General features: G+C 68.2%; 14 protein-coding genes and 1 tRNA gene. 7 read left to right on the top strand and 8 right to left on the bottom strand.

Translation table 11 applies throughout. From position 1 onward, the window contains the following. Positions 1-124 precede the first annotated feature (124 nt). Both FFS56_RS00615 and pepN read left to right on the top strand, forming a co-directional pair. A complete protein-coding gene (locus tag FFS56_RS00615) occupies positions 125-2,578 on the top strand; it encodes a hypothetical protein (RefSeq protein WP_127012242.1) in 2,454 nt (817 codons plus the stop codon). A gap of 44 nt (positions 2,579-2,622) precedes the next feature. Continuing rightward, complete coding sequence (pepN, locus tag FFS56_RS00610; RefSeq protein WP_127012241.1) at positions 2,623-5,109, top strand: aminopeptidase N; 2,487 nt, start codon at positions 2,623-2,625, stop codon at positions 5,107-5,109. On the opposite strand, the gene FFS56_RS00605 is transcribed toward pepN, so the two are convergent. Continuing rightward, a complete protein-coding gene (locus tag FFS56_RS00605) occupies positions 5,102-5,983 on the bottom strand; it encodes an aminoglycoside phosphotransferase family protein (protein ID WP_127012240.1) in 882 nt (293 codons plus the stop codon). The genes pepN and FFS56_RS00605 overlap by 8 nt on opposite strands. A gap of 3 nt (positions 5,984-5,986) precedes the next feature. Beyond that, on the bottom strand, positions 5,987-6,625 hold the full coding sequence (locus tag FFS56_RS00600) for an MBL fold metallo-hydrolase (protein WP_127012239.1): 639 nt from the start codon (positions 6,623-6,625) through the stop codon (positions 5,987-5,989). 150 nt (positions 6,626-6,775) lie between these two features. Here FFS56_RS00600 and FFS56_RS00595 point away from each other — a divergent pair. After that, positions 6,776-6,848: transfer RNA gene (locus FFS56_RS00595), tRNA-Glu, on the top strand. Between the two features lie 60 nt (positions 6,849-6,908). On the opposite strand, the gene FFS56_RS00590 is transcribed toward FFS56_RS00595, so the two are convergent. The 4 genes from FFS56_RS00590 to FFS56_RS00575 form a co-directional block, all read right to left on the bottom strand. Further along, positions 6,909-8,150: an MFS transporter gene (locus FFS56_RS00590; RefSeq protein WP_046748432.1), complete on the bottom strand. Its 1,242-nt coding sequence runs from the start codon at positions 8,148-8,150 to the stop codon at positions 6,909-6,911. After that, entirely contained in the window at positions 8,150-8,698 is a 549-nt protein-coding gene (locus FFS56_RS00585) for a helix-turn-helix domain-containing protein (protein WP_127012237.1), read from the bottom strand. The genes FFS56_RS00590 and FFS56_RS00585 overlap by 1 nt, the downstream gene beginning before the upstream one ends. A gap of 117 nt (positions 8,699-8,815) precedes the next feature. Continuing rightward, positions 8,816-9,958 (bottom strand): DUF4349 domain-containing protein, encoded by a 1,143-nt coding sequence (locus FFS56_RS00580; protein ID WP_046748434.1) that lies wholly within the window; start codon positions 9,956-9,958, stop codon positions 8,816-8,818. Continuing rightward, positions 9,955-10,515 (bottom strand): sigma-70 family RNA polymerase sigma factor, encoded by a 561-nt coding sequence (locus FFS56_RS00575; protein ID WP_058630584.1) that lies wholly within the window; start codon positions 10,513-10,515, stop codon positions 9,955-9,957. Before FFS56_RS00575 ends, FFS56_RS00580 begins: the two co-directional genes overlap by 4 nt. A 281-nt stretch (positions 10,516-10,796) precedes the next feature. On the opposite strand from FFS56_RS00575, the gene FFS56_RS00570 reads away from it, so the two are divergent. Continuing rightward, entirely contained in the window at positions 10,797-11,801 is a 1,005-nt protein-coding gene (locus FFS56_RS00570; RefSeq protein ID WP_127012236.1) for a TerC/Alx family metal homeostasis membrane protein, read from the top strand. A 49-nt stretch (positions 11,802-11,850) separates the two neighbouring features. After that, positions 11,851-12,348: a DUF427 domain-containing protein gene (locus FFS56_RS00565; protein WP_046748437.1), complete on the top strand. Its 498-nt coding sequence runs from the start codon at positions 11,851-11,853 to the stop codon at positions 12,346-12,348. A 17-nt stretch (positions 12,349-12,365) separates the two neighbouring features. Here the strand turns inward: FFS56_RS00565 and FFS56_RS00560 are convergent, their stop codons facing one another. Both FFS56_RS00560 and FFS56_RS00555 read right to left on the bottom strand, forming a co-directional pair. Beyond that, positions 12,366-13,679: an LLM class flavin-dependent oxidoreductase gene (locus FFS56_RS00560; RefSeq protein WP_046748438.1), complete on the bottom strand. Its 1,314-nt coding sequence runs from the start codon at positions 13,677-13,679 to the stop codon at positions 12,366-12,368. Then, positions 13,676-14,971 carry a PLP-dependent transferase gene (locus FFS56_RS00555; protein ID WP_058630586.1) on the bottom strand — a complete coding sequence of 432 codons (1,296 nt, stop codon included), beginning with the start codon at positions 14,969-14,971 and terminating at the stop codon, positions 13,676-13,678. The genes FFS56_RS00560 and FFS56_RS00555 overlap by 4 nt, the downstream gene beginning before the upstream one ends. A gap of 205 nt (positions 14,972-15,176) precedes the next feature. Between FFS56_RS00555 and leuC the strand changes: the two genes are divergently transcribed. Both leuC and leuD read left to right on the top strand, forming a co-directional pair. Then, positions 15,177-16,619, top strand: a complete 1,443-nt coding sequence (gene leuC / locus FFS56_RS00550) for a 3-isopropylmalate dehydratase large subunit (RefSeq protein WP_127012234.1) — start codon at positions 15,177-15,179, stop codon at positions 16,617-16,619. Between the two features lie 3 nt (positions 16,620-16,622). After that, positions 16,623-17,219, top strand: a complete 597-nt coding sequence (gene leuD, locus FFS56_RS00545) for a 3-isopropylmalate dehydratase small subunit (RefSeq protein WP_058630588.1) — start codon at positions 16,623-16,625, stop codon at positions 17,217-17,219. Positions 17,220-17,247 lie beyond the last annotated feature (28 nt).

Below are 17,247 nucleotides of genomic sequence, written 5' to 3'. Positions count from 1 at the left end.
CCGGGAGGTCGGGTGGCCTCTCCGTCGAGAGAGCCTAGGTGTGCGCTGGGCGGGCCCGTCGGAGTCCGAACGAGCCCGAACGCACGGCGCCGAACCCGCCGACCGCGTGTCCTAGGCTCGACTCATGCCCGTGCCCCGCACCCTCGACGAGCTCTGCCTGGGCCTCGGGCGGATGCGTGTGGACGCGGGCTCGCCGTCGTATGCCGAGATCGCCCGTCGGATCGGCGGGGTGCGTCACGGTGCCGAACCGCCGAAGGTGACCGTCTACGACTGCTTCCGTCCGGGACGGCGACGCGTGGACCATCGTCTGGTGGGCGATATCGTCCGCGTGCTCGGGGGCGACGACGAGGAGGCTGCGCAGTGGCGGGAGACCGCGCGGCTTCTCAACGGTGCGCGATCGGGGGTGCACGTCGAGGTGGCACTCGGAATCCGGGATCCCGCGGGCGCGGAGATCGGACGCGAAGAGCTGCTGACCGCTCTTCCCGATGCCGACGTGCTGGTTCTCACCGGTCTGCCGGGGGCGGGGAAGACCACTCTCGCCTCGGCGCTGGCCGGACGTTCGCCGGTGCTCACCGTGCACCTGCGCGAATCCGACACCGAACGCCCTCCGGCGGATCCGATCGACGTCCTGCGGCGGATGCTGGGGGCTCTCGGAGTCCGCTCCCTTCCCTACGAGCTGCCGCGTCTTCGTGAGCAGCTGCGGATCAGCGCGCGCGAGTTGACGGTCGTCATCGAGGACGCGGGTGACCCGGTGCGGTTGGCTGCGCTGCTGGTTCCCGGTGTGCGGTTCATCGTGACGGCGCGCGTCGACCTCGGGGGCCTCGAGGAGCGTCTGTCCCCGACGGCTCTGCGCGTGGAGAGGGTCATCGTCCCGCCGATGTCGCACGCAGAAGCCGAGCGCCTGCTCGATCACCTCCTCTCCCTCGACGGGGCTTCCTCGACCGTGATCAGAGGGAGCAATGAGCGTGCGGCGGCGTTGCGGCGCATCGTCACCGTGGCGGGTGGCCTGCCGCTCGATCTGGTGATGCTCGCCGGGATCATCCGTGAACACGAGGGGTGGTCGTTCGCGGACCTGGCATCGCGGTTCGAGCATGAGCCACGCGACGTGCGCATCCGACCTGTTCTGGAGGCGGCGACACGATCCCTGCCGACGGGCGAAGCCGATCTCCTCGCGAACGCCGCGCTGCTCGACCGAGAGGTGGAGGAAGGTGTGCTCATCGCAGCCGGAGGCCCCGCCGCCGCACGCGATCTGCACCGTCTGTATGCCCGGCACCTCGTGGAGCTGCGCCAGGGACGGGTGCGGATGCACGACACGGTGTTCTCCTTCGCCGCAGAGCGGTCGCGCTCCCTCCGCCCGTCATCCGTCCGCAGGGACTTCGTCCGCGACTCCGCGTCGGCCGTGCTGGTCCGGATGGAAGAGGATCCCGACTTCGCCGCGCGTGAGGTGGGGACGGTGCTCGCGGTGGCGTCGGCGGCTCGCGAGCACGGTCTCGATTCCGAAGTGGAACGGCTGGCGATCGCATCGCACCCGGTGCTGTCCCGCTGGTCGCTCTGGAGCGAATCGCTGCAGCTGCACGATCTGGCAGCCCGCGGAGACGGCCTCGACCTGGTGCCCGACATCGCTCTCGGCGTGGCGCACTGCGCGGAGAAGCTCGGGCGGCTGGACGAAGCGCTCATCATCCTGCACCGCGTGCGTCGTATCGCTTCGGGCGCGGCTCTCGCCCGCACCTGGAACCAGATCGGCAACGTTCAGCGCTGGATGAGTCATCTCGAGCAGGCGCTGGTCTCCTATGAACGGGCGATCGCACACGCGCGCGACGCGGGGGACAGGGTCGTCGAAGGGCGGGCAACCGGCAACCATGCGGACACCCTTCGCATCCTCGCCCGCTACCCGGAGGCGCTGCAGGGCTACACCGCTGCGCTGAGCATGGCGAAGGCGGAGAGGGACGAGCTGAACGTGGCTGTCGTGCGCGGCAATCGCCCGCTGCTGTTCCTCGCGATCGGACACCTCGATGCTGCAGACGAGGAACTGCAGGAGCTGATGGACGAATCGAACGGTGAACCGCTGCCGTTCGTCCGCCGGACGCGTGCGCTCATCGCGGAAGCACGGGGTGACGACCTGCGGGCCCGTGGACTGTGCGCCGACGCGATGGGCGCCCTGCAGTCCGCAGGAGAGTTCGCGACATCGGCCGATCTCGAACTCCTCGGCGCCCGGATCGACGGGCGGAACGGCCAGTCCGACCGCGCGCGGACGACGGCGCAGCGGATCCTCCGGGAGGCGGAGCGCGCGGGGTCGCCCTTGATCGCCACCGAGGCTGCGAATTCGCTCGCCGAGATCCTGGTCCTCGCTGCGGCGAGCGACTCCGCGTCCCCGCATCTCCTCGCCGAGGCCGAGCGGCACGCAGAAGAGGCGCGGAGCGTCGCGGAGGCGACCGGAGACCGCGCCGAAGTCGCACGCAGCGACGCGATCCTGTCGCGCATCGCGTTCGCACGTCACGACGACGACGCAGCAGCGGCCCGGTCGCACGCGTCCGCACAGGTGTACTCGGCGATCGGACACCGGCTCCGACCGACGTGAGCGTGAGGACGATCCGTCGGGCATCCGGGTGACAGGATGGGTGCATGGACACAGCCAACCTCACCCGCGAGGAGACGGCCGCGCGATCCGCCGCCGTCACCGTGCATCGCATCCGCGTCGAGCTCGACCTGACCGGTGCGCCGGAGCGCGCCCGTACCGGGTTCCCGACGGTGACGACCCTCGAGTTCGATGCGACGGGGGAGAGCACCTGGCTCGACTTCATCGGCGAAGAGGTCCGGAGTGTCTCGGTGAACGGCGTCGATCAGGAGGTCGTCTACGACGGCGCGCGCATCTCGCTCTCCGGTCTCGCGGCCGCCAACGTCGTGCGGGTCGAGGCGGTCGCGGCGTACAGCCGATCCGGTGAGGGACTGCACCGTTTCCATGACCCTGTGGACGACGAGACCTATCTCTACACGCAGTACGAGCCGGCGGACGCGCGCAGGGTGATGGCATGCTTCGAGCAGCCGGACATGAAGGCCGAGTACACGTTCGTCGTGGACGCCCCCACCGGGTGGCAGGTGCTCTCGAATCAGTCGCCTGCGCACACCGACCTGGGTGTCGGCGTGCAGCGTGTGGAGTTCGCCCCGACTCTACCGATCTCGAGCTACATCACAGCGGTCGCTGCCGGTCCGTACTCGCGCGTCGACGGCGAGTGGCGGCGCGATGAGCAGCACATCGCCCTCGGCGTGCTCGTCCGGCGTTCGCTCGCCTCGCACCTCGACGCGGACGAGATCCTCGAGGTCACCAGGCAAGGGCTGGACTTCTTCACGGAGGCGTTCGCCTACCCGTACCCGTGGGGTAAGTACGACCAGATCTTCGTGCCGGAGTACAACCTGGGCGCGATGGAGAATCCGGGTCTCGTGACCTTCACGGAGGCGTATCTCTCCCGCGGGGCGGCCACGGATGCACAGCGCGCTGCGCGGGCGAACACGATCCTGCACGAGATGGCGCACATGTGGTTCGGAGACCTGGTCACCATGACCTGGTGGGACGACCTCTGGCTGAAGGAGTCGTTCGCCGACTACATGGGCGCGCACGCGTCGGCGGTGGCGACGCGCTACCAGGACGCCTGGGTGACGTTCGCCGCGCGACGGAAGGCCTGGGCCTATCAGCAGGATCAGCTGCCCACGACCCACCCGATCGTCGCGGACATCACCGATCTCGAGGCGGCGAAGCTGAACTTCGACGGGATCACCTACGCCAAGGGTGCGGCTGTTCTGAAGCAGCTCGTGGCATTCGTCGGCGATGACGCGTTCTTCGAGGGCGCCCGCCGGTACTTCGCCGCCAACGCGTTCGGCAACACGACGCTGAACGACTTCCTGGTGCAGCTGAGCGCGGTCTCGGGCCGCGACATGAGCGACTGGTCGGCGGCATGGCTGCAGACCTCCGGAGTGTCGACGCTGTCGACGGAGACGGACGAGGAGGGACGCTCCGTCCTGGTGCAGACGGACCCGAGGCCCCACCGGCTCCGCATCGGCATGTACGAACGTCTCGACGGTCGTGTGCTCCGTCGCGAGCAGCAGGAGCTCGACGTGATCGGTGAGCGCACCGCGATCGAGCTGCCCGACGCCGATCTGGTGCTGCTCAACGACGACGACCTCACTTATGTGAAGGCGCGTCTGGACGCACGCTCCCTCCGCACGGTCGAGGAGTCCCTGTCCGCGATCGATGATCCGCTGGCACGTGCCCTCGTGTGGTCCTCGCTGTGGAACGCGACCCGCGACGGCGAGCTCGACGCGCTGCGCTACCTCCGAATCGTGCGCAGCCATGCGGCGGACGAGTCCAACATCGGGCTGTTGACGGGCGTGCTGCCGAACGCGATCTACACGATCCGTCACTTCCTGCCGGACGCGAGTCGCGACGAGGAGCAGCGCCGCTGGACCGAAACGGTGTGGAGCGCACTGGAGGCCGCCGATGCCGGCAGCGACGCGCAGCTCTCCTGGGCCCGAGCGTTCGCGACCGCGTCCGCTTTCGACGATCATCGTCACGAAGAGGTGCGCGCGCTGCTGGAGGGGAATGTCCCGGAGGGGCTCGTGATCGACCCCGACCTGCGCTGGCAGCTCCTCACCGCGCTCGTGACCGTGGGGCAGGCTGATGACGAAGACGTGACGGCGGAGCAGGAGCGGGACGACACCGGCGACGGACGCACGGCTGCACGGCGCGCCCGTGCCTCACGGCCCGACGCGGATGTGCGGCGCGACGCATGGGACTCCGCGTGGAACGACCTCTCGCTCAGCAATGATCATCTCGATGCGGTGATCGGCGGCTTCCGTGCAGGGGGACGCCGTGATCTCATCTCCGAGTTCGACGACGAGTATTTCTTGCGGATCGGCCGAGCCTGGTCAGAGCGCAGCATCGAGATCGCGCGGCGCCTGGTCATCGGGCTCTTCCCCGCGTCGGAGTCGGTGGAGCCGGTGGATGCGTGGCTGGCCGCGAATCCGGCAGCGCCTGCCGCCCTCCGGCGGCTCGTGATGGAGCAGCGGGACCATCTCGCGCGCGATCTCCGTGTGCGTGCAGCTTCGGTCAGCTGATCAGTTCGGCGGCCGTCTGATGACCGAGCGCGCGCAGATCCGCGCGATCATCGCTCGAGTGGCAGAGGATCGCGGCCATGGCCGCAGCCCAGGCTCGTGCCCTGACCCAGGTCGCGTCGTCGTACCTTCCGCCGGTGGCTCGGCGGAAGACATGTCGACCTTCGGCGTCGAAGGCGAGCCACCCTGCTGCGAGGTCGTAGGCGGGGTCGCCGGAGGTTACATCGCCGAAGTCGATCACGGCGGACAGCCTGTCGCCGTCGATCAGGATGTTTCCGGGATGCAGGTCGCCGTGGATCCAGACGGGCTCCGTGCCGGGCTCGGCCTCGAGTCCCGCTGACCAGAGTTCCCCGAGAGGCGTGGCGATCGCTGCGGTCAGTTCGGCGAGTCGATCTCTGATGCTCTGGTCGCGTGCCGCCAGCGGGACGCCGCGAACAGGGTTCACGGGTGCGTCGGCGGGCGCTTCGCGGTGGAGCAGGAGGAGGGCTGTCGCGAGTTGGGAGGCCCACGAGGTGTTGTCGCGGCGGGGGAGCCCGAGCGCCTGCCTCCCCGGCAGCCAGGGCACGATCGACCAGGGCCAGGGGAACTCCGGCGTCGGGACGCCCGCGAACACCGGTAGAGGCGTGTGGATGTTCACCGCTGCGAGATGCATCGCGAAGAGGGGGAGTGCGTGCTGCTCGTGACGGATGAGCGGCGCTGCCCTGAGCCGACGGGGCATGCGCACGGCGAGGTCCGATCCGAGACGCCAGGTGACGTTGTCCCAGCCCTCCGCGAAGCGCGTCAGCGGGAGGTCGCCGAGCTCGGGAGCCACCGTCCGAACGAGCCGTCTCACGCCGTGCTCGTCCAGGGTGAGCTCAGCGGCGGGGGAGTCGACCATGTTTCAGAGGTCGAGGGAGTCGCCGGGTTCCAGCACGAAGAACTCGCCGCCGCCCTGTTCGGTCGCCCACTGCAGCCGCTGACGATGCATGTTCTTGCCGATCACGGAAAGCGTCATGTCGTGGGTTCCGAACGCCCGGCGCGGCGCGACAGCCAGCACATAGTCCATGGCCTCGCCGATCTTCAGCCAGGGTGCGCCGAGGGGAGCGGCGAGGGTGCCGACGGAGACGCCCTCAGGGACCGCGTACGAGTCGCCGGGGTAGTAGAGCTCGTCGTTGATCAGCACGCCGACGTTCTCGACCGTCGGAAGCGAGGAGTGGATGACCTCGTGGGTGCCGCCGAAGAACCGCAGTGAGAAGCTGCCGACCTCCACCGAGTCCCCGGGGTTGACGACCGTGATGTCGTAGCCCTCGGCGGCGCGGGCGACACCGGGCGGCGCGAAGATCGGCGTCCCCGGTGCGTCGCGCAGGAGGCGGTCGAAGTGCTCGGATGTCCAGTGGTCCGGGTGCTCGTGGGTGATCACGATGGCCACCAGATCGGTGAGGTCGTTCAGCGGAGCGGTGAACGACCCGGGATCGACCAGGAGGGTCTCATCGTTCGCATCGATACGGAGGGCGGCATGTTCGAACTTGGTGACGCGCATGGGAAGAGTCAACTCCTTCGGAACGCGCACGGCAAACGGATCCGGTGCGCCACGCCCGGGATTCCAGACGGGGAGGCGTCGATTTGGCGCAGTGAGAATCGCCGTGGCATACTTGAACGGTTGTCGCGGAACGGAAACATTCCGCCAGACGGCCCCATCGTATAGCGGCCTAGTACGCTGCCCTCTCACGGCGGTAACGCGGGTTCGAATCCCGCTGGGGTCACACAACAGAGAAAGCCTCCGGTTCGCCGGAGGCTTTCTCGTTGCCCAGGGTGGTCGTCGCTCATACAGCGGGCCTCAACGACAACGACCGGAATGCACGGTTGCTCAGGGGCAGGATCATCAGCGCCATCATGGCTCCTCCGAAGAGTGCGAACGGCACCCAGAGCGCCGTCGACGACGCGAGAGCACCGAATCCGGCCATCGCCAGCGGCATCAGACAGTCGTCGCCGAGGCGCGTGAGCGAACTCATCCGGCCGAGGTAGGCGGTGTCGACGGTGGCCGAGAACGTCGCGCTCAACAGCACCGATGCGTAACCAGCCGTCGCGCCGATGACGAAGGCCGCCACGGCGACGCTCCACGCCGGCCCGATTCCGAGCGCGATGATCCCGGCGCCTTGAAGCACCAGCGCCCGGAACCCGCCGCGGGCCTCGTGGCTCGGACGCCACTTCGCGACGGAGATCGCGCCGAGCGCTGCACCGAGCCCGAGCAGCGCTTCGAAGAGTCCGACGGCTTGCGCGCCCCACCCCTCCGCATGGGCGCGGAGGGCGAGTCCGATTCCGATCGCCGGGCCGACCGCCAGATTGAGCCCGGAGAGGGCGATCACGAGCGTGCGGGTCGTGGGATTCTCGGCGAGGTGCGCGAACCCGCGTGCGATCCCGCGCAGTGCCGACTCCTTCTCCGCTCTGGTGAGGCGGAAGCGCGGGCGGAGCCAGATCGCGATGAAGGCGACGACCAGTGTGAAGGTCAGGGCGTTCACGGACGCGCTTCCCGCAAGGCCGGCATGGGCCACGATGAATCCGCCTATCGCCGCCCCTCCCATGGTCCCCAGCCGCGAGGCCGTCTGAGCTGCTGCGCCGTAGGAGGGAAGGTCGACGGCTCGCACGAGCTGACGGGCGATCGTCCCGGCGGACGGCTCGTAGAACGCGTCGCACACCCCGAACGCGATCGCCGCGAACAGCAGAACCGAGACGGTGGGCGGGGTGGCGAGTACCCACAGCGCCACGGCGACGAGCACGCCCACGCGCAGCACGTTGAACACGAGCATGATGCGGCGCGGGTCCGCGCGGTCGGCGATCACCCCTCCGAACAGCAGGATCACGGCACGCGGCACGGTACCGGCAGCGACGATCAGACCGGCGACAGCGGGGGAGGCCACCTGGACGGCCGTCCAGGCGAGCGCGATGGTCCACAGCGCATCGCCGGCATCCGACAGCGCCTTCACTCCGATCCAGGCGTGCACGAGACGATCGCGACGGAAAGGGGGAGGGGCGACGATCTCCTCCGGGTCGGTGACGGCGGACATCAGGGCTCCGTCGGGAACGCGTGCGCGAACACGAAGACGGGAGCACGGCCTCGGCCGTCGTCGAGATCGATGCCGTCCTGCCACTCCCTGATCGTCTCGAGCAGCCGCGCGGAGAGATCCCGTAGCTCGTCGGGTGAGGCCCACGCCGTGGTCTCCGTGTTGGATCCGTCGTACTCGGCGTATGCGGGGTCATGGCGATGGCGATGCCAGCGCTGGAGCCGGTCGATCTGCATACGGATACCCTGACGCTGCGCCTCACGGGCGAGGAGGGCATCGGCGGGCGAGTCCGCGTAATCGTCTGTCGACCAGGTGAGACCCCGACGTGCCACTCTCCACCAGCTCGTGCGCTTGTCTCCGTCGGGATCAGGGGCGCGTTCGACGACGCCGGCGCGCTCCAACATGCGAAGGTGATGGCTGATGCTGCCGACCTGACTGTCCAGCGCGCGGGCGATCGCCGTGACCTGTGCCGTTCCGTACAGGAGCAGATAGTCGTAGATGCGGCGGCGCAGCGGATGGTGCACAGCGGTGATAACGGAGATGTCTTCCACGGAAGACGACGCTAGGCTCACGGCGTCAAACGCACAAGTGTTCTTGTATACCGCGGAAAATCAAGGAACAGGCCGGTTCCTCACGTCAGGAGAACCGGCCCATTTCACTTCGGGCGATCAGTTGCCTTCGGCGGCCTCGGGCTGGGACGGGACCTGCTGGTCGCGACGACGCCGGCGCCGCCGGGCGCGGCGGATGAGCCAGACGAGCAGCACGACGGCGCCCGCGATCGCGAGCCAGGGGAGGAGGAAGCCGACCGCGATCACCAGAGCATTCAGCGACACGACGAGTCCGTTCCATCCCGCCATCAGACCGTCCCCGAAGCCCGCAGGGTCGGCAGTCGTCGGTGCGGTCGCCTTCGTCAGCTGCACCTGCAGCGACGACATGGCGACCTGGTCGTCGAGCGCGGCGAGTTGCTGTTCGTACGATTCGAGCTGCGCCTGACGGTCGGTGAGCGCCACCTCGGCCTCGATCAGCTCGGAGACGCTGCCCGACTGCGCCATCAGCTGCGTGAGCCGCTCGACGGACGCCTTGGTGGAGTCGACCCTGGCCTGCAGGTCGATCGCGACGGAGGTCACATCCTGCTTCGAGGTGGAAGAGGAGAGTACTTCGCCGGTGTCGTCGAGTGCGGCGATCGCCTTCGGGAGGTCGGCGGATGGCACTCGGATGCTGATCCAGCCGTATGCCGAGTCTGCGGGATCTGGAACGGGCTCGGACGAGCCGTCGACGGCGACCGACTTCCCGATCTCGGTGCTCTCGACGTAGCCGCCGTGCTCCTCGGCGAGAGCGGCGATCTCAGCTGCTGCTTCGGAGATGTCCTTCACCTGAACGGTCGCCTGCGCCGTGGCGATGATCTCGCGACCGCTGTCGTTCGCCGCAACGCCGGGAAGCGCACCCGCGCTCGCGTCCGGGCTCAGAGCGCCGTCCGGTGCCGACTCGGCGGTCAGACCCGTGATCCGCTCGGGACCCGACGGTGCGGCATCCGTGGCGGAGTCTTCGGACATGCTGACGCCGTCGGCGGTGACGGAGCTCGCCCCGCCGACCGCGCTGAGGATGGGCGGGGTCACGAGAACTCCGACAGCGAAGGCTGCAGCGATACCGCCTGCCGTGAGCCAGCCGCGTCGCCGCGACCGCGTCTCTTTCGCGGTGCGCGGTGCCCGCGCCCGCTCTGCGGCGATCTCTGTGAACACGGCATCTTCGATGCGGGCGATGGTCTCGTCCGAGAGCTCTGGCAGGTCGCCGCTGGTGGTCTGGTCGTTCATGCGTCCCTCGCTTCGGTCACGGCGCCTCGCAGCTGCGTGCGCACTCGTGAGAGACGGTTCCGGACGACGGCGTGCGTCACCCCGAGCTCATCCGCAGCGACCTGGTAGGCGTATCCCTCCGTGGCGCACAGACGGAAGACCTCACGATCCAACTCGCTGAGCGTGCCCACCTCGCGGGTGATCCGCGCCGCGAGCTCCGCGGTGATGACCTGTTCCTCGACGCTCACCGTGTCCGCCAGCAGTGTCTCGTCGACGGCCTCGGCGGTGTGCGCCTGGTCTCGCCGACGCTGCCGGAGCCGATTCGCCGCCTGGAACCGGCAGATCGTGGCGAGCCACGGAAGGATCGACTCGCCCCGGAGTTCGAGGTCGGGCAGCTTCCGCCAGGCGACGACGAACGTCTCCTGTGTCACGTCCTCGGCATCCGCCGACGAGGCGAGGATTCCCTGAGCGATCCAGTACACGGGTCGCACGTGAGCGCGGTACAGCTCGCGGAAGGCGCTCTCGTCGCCGCCCGCGGCCTGCGCCGCCCATCTCTGATCATCTGTGTGCAGGGGCATCCTGGTTCCGTTCGGTGTCTCTCACGAGGAGAGTGTCGATCGCCGCCCCATCGTCTCAGATCGGTGGTCCATGCCGAGCGGGCGGATGAGATTCGAATGCAATCCGTTCCCGCTCGCCCCGTGCCTCGGGTAGCATTGCCCGGGCGAGAGGGAGTATCCCGCAAACGCGCGTCCGTCATCACGAGCACCGTCATCGTTGCTCCGGGCGCGCGACGCACATCCGTGCGGGGGAGAGACTTTCGACTCCTTCCCGACCCCTCCGCGAAAGGTCCAGTGCGCCCTTGGAAATCCCCGTCTGGTTCGAGATCACCTCGATGGTCGTCCTCACGATCATCCTGATCGGTGACCTGCTGCTCATCCGGCTTCGGCCGCACATCCCGTCGACGAAGGAGTCCACCCTCTGGGTCGTGTTCTACGTCGGCCTCGCGCTGCTGTTCGCGGTGATCCTCGGCAACGTCGGCGGCTGGCAGAACGCGGGCGATTTCATCACCGGGTGGGCACTGGAGTACAGCCTCTCGATCGACAACCTGTTCGTGTTCGTGCTGATCATGGCGCAGTTCGCCGTACCGCGGCGCCTGCAGCAGCAGGTGCTCATGATCGGCATCATCATCGCGCTGGTGCTGCGCGGGCTCTTCATCCTGGCCGGTGTCGCGATCGTCGAGAACTTCTCGCCGATCTTCTACATCTTCGGCGCGTTCCTCATCTGGACCGCGATCCGTCAGGCGATGCCGGAGGGTGACCACGAGGGAGAGGTGCAGCGCGAGAACTTCATCGTCCGTCTGCTGCGTCGTCGAGTCGACATCAGCGAGACCTATGACGGCTCGAAGATCCGCACGACGGTCGACGGCAAGCGGATGTGGACGCCCATGGTGATCGTCTTCATCACGATCGGTGTGACCGACCTGATCTTCGCGATCGACTCGATCCCCGCGATCTTCGAGATCACGACGAACGGCTTCCTCGTCTTCTCGGCGAACATCTTCGCGCTCATGGGTCTGCGTCAGCTGTACTTCCTGCTCGGCGATCTGCTCGATCGCCTGCGCTACCTCCATTACGGCATCGCCGTCATCCTCGGCTTCATCGGCGTGAAGCTGATCCTGCACGCCCTGCATGTCAACGAACTGCCGTTCATCAACGGCGGGGAGCACGTGGAATGGGTCCCCGACATCAGCAACATGGTCTCGCTCGGCGTGATCCTGGCGTCGATGACCATCGCCACGGTCGCGAGCCTCATCGCCTCCGCGCGTGAGAAGCGGGCGGCGAGGACCACGACCCCCGTCGAATGACGTGGCACGGTATCGCGCGACATATCGCGAGCAGACGTAGGGTGAGCAGATGCACACGCCGCGCCCCATCGCCCCCGCCGCTGGGCAGGAATCCGTCTGGGACTACCCGAGGCCACCGCGTGTCGAGGCAGTCGTGGAGCGCATCACGATCCGGCTCGGCGGCCAGCTGATCGCCGACACGGTGGACGCCGTCCGCGTGCTGGAGACGAGTCATCCTCCGGTCTACTATCTTCCGATCGCGGACTTCGTCCCCGGTGCTCTCGTCGACGCCGCCGGCTCGTCGTTCTGCGAGTTCAAGGGCTCCGCACGATACTTCGATGTGCGCGCCGGCGACACGGTGCGCCCAGGAGCCGCCTGGACCTACCCGCAGCCGGCTCGCGGGTTCGAGATCCTGTCCGATCGGGTCGCCGTGTACGCGGGGCAGATGGATGAGTGCACCGTCGGCGACGAGGTCGCTTCTCCGCAGCCGGGCGGGTTCTACGGCGGCTGGGTCACCTCGTGGGTCGTCGGCCCCTTCAAGGGCGTTCCCGGCTCGCGGGGTTGGTGAGGCTCGGTCGGAATCGGTCAGAACTGGTGGAGGTTCGCCTGCAGGCCGCCCTCCGCGTACTCGCGCCGGAGGATGCCGCGTCGACGCAGGACGGGGACGAGCTCGTCGAGCGTTCGGTGGAGGGTCACCGGATGGAAGTCGCCCCAGAGCAGCACGCCGTCGTTGCCCCATTCGCCGAGCTCCTCGATCAGATCGGCGAACTCGTGCGCGGTCCCGACGAACCCCGTACGGTCCGTGATCCTGCCGGTGCGGGCGAGGGCTGTGAGGTGAGCGCGCAACGGGGCATCCTGGTCGCGATCGCCGACCAGACGCTGGATGCTCCCACGGGAGACGTGCGCTCCGAAGATGGAGATGTCGAGTGGCTCGTCGAGGTCGAGGGAGGTCAGATCGGTCTCGAGGTCGCTCGACTGCTTGCGCGCGATCTGGACGAGGGCGGAATCGTCGGGCTGCGCCGACGCCGCGACGATCCGATCGGCCTCCTCGCTCGACGACGTGATCACGGGCTGGATGGCGAAGAGGATCTTGATGTCCTCGGGTCGCCTTCCCTTCGCGAGCGCGGCATCGTGCACCTTGGCGCGATACTCTCGCACGGATTTCTCGTGCAACGGAGCGAGCGCGAGCTGCACATCGGAGTTGGCGCCTGCGAAGCCGAGCCCGCGGCCGGAACCGCCGGGTGAGACGATCGCGGGATCCCCGTCGGTGAAGGGCACGGCGTTCAGCGGCCCGTCGAAGGCGAAGTACTCGCCGCGATGCTCGGTGGCCCGCAGCCGGCTGCCGTCCGCGAAGACACCGGTCTCACGGTCGGCGAGCAATGCGCCGTCATCCCAGCTGCGCCACAGGGCGCGGATACCGGAGAGCCATTCCTCTGCCCGGTCGTATGCCTCGTCGTGGCCGAGCTGCGCCGCGTCGGAGAAGTGCCGTGCGCTGCCCGTGTCGGTGACGACGTTGAGGCCCAGCCGGTGTCCGCTCAGGTGCTGCAGCGTCGCGAACTGCCGCGCCGCGGTGTACGGGAGGTAGGCCGCCGGGTTGACGGTGGGCACCACGCCGAGGTGCCTGGTGGCCTGGAAGAGGTAGGGCGCGAGGAGAAGAGGGTCGTGTTTGGGGCCGCCGAACGCATGCCGCACGCGCAGGTCGATCGTCGAGGGCGATCCCAGCGACGGCGCATCCTCGATGATGACGAGATCGAACCCCGCCTGTTCGAGCGTGCGTGCGGCGTGCTGATAGACGTCGGGGCGCGTCCAGTCGTAGTCCCAATCGAGCGCGGGGTAGCCCCACCCCTGCGGCCCGAAGCCGCGCGCGAGGAACCAGCCGAAGTGCTGTGGGCGGCTCATGCCACCGTCTCCCGCACGTGCTGCAGCACGTGGGACAGGTCGGAGATGAGATCGTCCACGTCCTCGATGCCGATCGAGAGTCGCAGAGTTCCCGGACGGACGCCGAGGACCTCGCGCTCCTCTTCGGTCCGCTGGGCATGACTCGTCGTTCCTGGGTGCAGCACCAGAGAGCGCACGTCGCCGATGTGGGTCATGTGCGTGAAAACCTGCACGTGCTCGACGAATCTTCGAGCCGCCGGAAGCCCCCCTCGCAACGTGAACGTGAAGATCGAGCCGGAGCCACCATCGAGATACCGTCGCCCGAGTTCGTGATCCGGGTGGGAGGGGAGCCCGACGTAGTCCACGCTCTCGACTTCGGCGTGCTGCTCCAGCCACTGCGCGATCTGCAGTGCATTCCGTGACTGCCTCTCCACACGCAGCCCCAGGGTCTCCACGCCCTGCCCGATCAGGAAGGCGTTGAGAGGCGAGGGGGAAGCGCCGAATCGCGGGGCCACGGACTCTCGCGCGTACCCGATCCGTGCGCGTCCGCCGTGGCGGGCGAAGACGCTGGGCGTGTCACCACGACCGGGAAGGACCAGGTGGGGTGCATTGTGGCCGGCGAGGTCTGCGTCGAAACGGCCGTCGTCGACGATCACACCGCCGAGGACGGATCCGTGCCCGGCGAGGAACTTCGAAGCGGAGTGCACCACGATGGCCGCACCATGCTCGATCGGACGCAGCAGCGCCGGCGTCGCCAGCGTGTTGTCGACGATCAGCGGGATCGCGTGCTCGTCGCCGATGTCGCTGACGCCGCGCACATCGAGAACGTCGTTGCGGGCGTTCGCGAGCGACTCCGCGAACAGTGCCCGCGTGTTCGGGCGGATCGCGGCACGCCAGGCCTCCGGGTCGGAGATGTCGTCGATGAACGTGGTCTCGATGTCGAGTCGGGCCAGGTTGTCGAGGAAGAGACCCCTCGTGCCTTCGTAGATGTGCGTGGAGGAGACGATGTGATCGCCGGCACCCGCGACGGTGAGCAGAGCCGTCGCCACGGCGGCCTGCCCGCTCGCGACCAGAACCGCGTCCGCCCCCGACTCGAGAGCGGCGAGCTGGCGCTCCACCGCGCGCACCGTGGGGTTCCCCGTTCGGGTGTACCCGAATCCGGTACCGGTGCTGAAATGATCCGCCGCGTGGTCGAAGTCATCGAACTCGAAGCCCGCAGTGAGGTAGATCGGCGTGGCCCGCGAGGCGGCCGTCTCTCTGCTTCTCGCCGCATGGACCGCGCGGGTGGCGAAGCGGGCGGTGTCGACGGTCATGCGGTGCCTCTCGGTCGGTCGATGCGCAGCTGGTGCGGGTGTCCTCAGAGTGTCATGACGGGTCGGGGCATGTCGGAGCGGTGGTAATCTGACGTCATGCGGACCGTGCTCCTTCTTCTTAGGCGCCGCGACGAGACCTCGTTCTGAGCCCCTCCTCGTCGCGGAGTCCATCGTGGGCCGAACCGCCAGCCACAGGAGACACGCCATGACCACCACCGCCGGTGCGGATTCCGCACGCCCCAGGACACTCGCCGAGAAGGTCTGGGACGACCACCTCGTCGTGAAGGGCGAGGACGGGGAGCCCGACCTCATCTACATCGACCTCCACCTCGTGCACGAGGTCACCAGCCCGCAGGCGTTCGACGGCCTGCGCAGCGAGGGGCGTCCACTGCGGCGCCTTGACCTGACGATCGCGACCGAGGACCACAACACCCCGACGTGGGAGATCGACAAGCCGATCGCAGACCTGACCAGCCGGACGCAGATCGAGACGCTCCGGCGCAACGCGGCCGAGTTCGGTGTGCGTCTGCATTCGCTCGGCGATGCGGAGCAGGGGATCGTGCACGTCGTCGGTCCTCAGCTCGGATTGACGATGCCCGGGATCACCGTGGTCTGCGGTGACTCGCACACGTCCACCCACGGCGCGTTCGGTGCGATGGCGTTCGGCATCGGCACCAGCGAGGTCGAGCACGTCATGGCGACCCAGACGCTTCCGCTCAAGCCCTTCAAGACGATGGCCATCAACGTCGAGGGCACTCTGCGTGCCGGCGTCACGGCGAAGGACATCATCCTGGCCGTGATCGCGAAGATCGGGACCGGAGGCGGTCAGGGCTACGTCCTCGAGTACCGCGGCAGTGCGATCCGAGCGCTCTCCATGGAGGGTCGCATGACGATCTGCAACATGTCGATCGAGGCCGGTGCCCGCGCCGGGATGGTGGCGCCGGACGAGACGACCTTCGTCTACCTCGAGGGCCGCCCGCACGCCCCGAAGGGCCAGGACTGGGACGATGCCGTCGCTTACTGGCGCACGCTCCCGACCGACGACGGGGCGACGTTCGACGCGGAGGTCTTCATCGACGCCGACGAGCTGGAGCCCTTCGTGACGTGGGGTACCAACCCCGGACAGGGGAGCTCGCTCTCCGCCGCGGTTCCGAATCCCGCCGAGATCGACGACCCGAACGAGCGCGCGGCCGCCGAGCGCGCCCTGGAGTACATGGATCTGATTCCGGGCACTCCTCTCAAGGAGGTGCCGGTCGACGCGGTCTTCATGGGCTCGTGCACCAACAGTCGCATCGAGGATCTGCGCGCGTTCGCATCGATCATCCAGGGCAAGAAGAAGGCCGATGGCGTCCGCGTCATGGTGGTGCCCGGATCCGCCAGAGTGCGCCTGGAGGCCGAGGCCGAGGGCCTGGACAAGGTGATCAAGGACTTCGGTGCGGAGTGGCGCTTCGCCGGCTGTTCGATGTGCCTGGGCATGAACCCCGATCAGCTGGCCCCGGGGGAGCGCTGCGCATCGACATCGAACCGCAACTTCGAGGGTCGTCAGGGCAAGGGAGGGCGCACTCACCTCGTGTCGCCCCTCGTCGCCGCTGCGACGGCGATCCGCGGCACCCTGTCCAGCCCGAGCGACCTGACGGAAGGGTTCTGACCCATGGAGAAGTTCACCACCCACACCGGCATCGCCGCTCCGCTGAAGCGTTCGAACGTCGACACCGACCAGATCATCCCTGCGGTGTTCCTGAAGCGCGTCACGAAGACCGGCTTCGAAGACGCACTGTTCCACGGCTGGCGGCAGGACCCCGAGTTCGTGCTCAACCAGCCCTCTTTCCAGGGTGCCTCCGTGCTTGTCGCCGGTCCTGATTTCGGCACCGGTTCCAGCCGTGAGCACGCCGTGTGGGCGTTGCGCGACTTCGGCTTCAAGGTCGTGCTCAGCCCGCGTTTCGCCGACATCTTCCGCGGCAATGCGGGCAAGCAGGGCCTGCTCGCCGCGACGATCTCGGAAGAGGATCTCGAGCGTTTCTGGGCCGAGATCGACCGGAATCCCGGTGCGCAGATGACCGTCGACCTCGAGGCGCGCACCGCGTCGATCGGTGACGTCCAGGCCGAGGTCGGGATCGACGATTACACTAGATGGCGGCTCCTCGAAGGGCTCGATGACATCGGGCTCACGCTGCGCAACGAAGACAAGATCGCGCAGTTCGAGGCCCGTCGCGAGTCGTGGCGGCCCCGAACCCTTCCCGTTCAGTAGACGGTGGGGGCGGGGGAGCCAGGGGCAA

The sequence above is a fragment of the Microbacterium sp. Beta genome (assembly GCF_005502545.1).
Lineage (GTDB): Bacteria > Actinomycetota > Actinomycetes > Actinomycetales > Microbacteriaceae > Microbacterium > Microbacterium oxydans.
The sequence above is the reverse complement of the archived record's forward strand: the minus strand, read 5'-3'. Positions and strand labels throughout refer to the sequence as shown.